This window comes from Pannus brasiliensis CCIBt3594 (assembly GCF_036688125.1).
GTDB lineage: Bacteria > Cyanobacteriota > Cyanobacteriia > Cyanobacteriales > Microcystaceae > Pannus > Pannus brasiliensis.
Genome location: NZ_JBAFSM010000121.1, coordinates 1 through 248, shown reverse-complemented (window position 1 = coordinate 248; position 248 = coordinate 1). Strand labels below are relative to the sequence as shown.

At 59.3% G+C, this 248-nt stretch carries 1 protein-coding gene; it reads left to right on the top strand.

Annotation, left to right across the window (positions count from 1 at the left end; all coding sequences use genetic code 11):
* The coding region (locus tag V0288_RS25005) for a tetratricopeptide repeat protein (RefSeq protein WP_332867914.1) at positions 1–248 on the top strand (248 nt) is incomplete at both ends.

The window sequence follows — 248 nt, the reverse complement described above, 5'->3', positions numbered from 1 at the left end:
GCCTGAACAATCTGGCGTATTTGTACCGGGAAACCGGGCGGTACGGGGAGGCGGAACCCCTCTACCGACAGGCTCTGGAGATGAGGAAACGACTGTTGGGAGAGGAGCATCCCGATGTCGCCACTAGCCTGAACAATCTGGCGTATTTGTACCGGGAAACCGGGCGGTACGGGGAGGCGGAACCCCTCTACCGACAGGCTCTGGAGATGGGGAAACGACTGTTGGGAGAAGAGCATCCATCTGTTGCC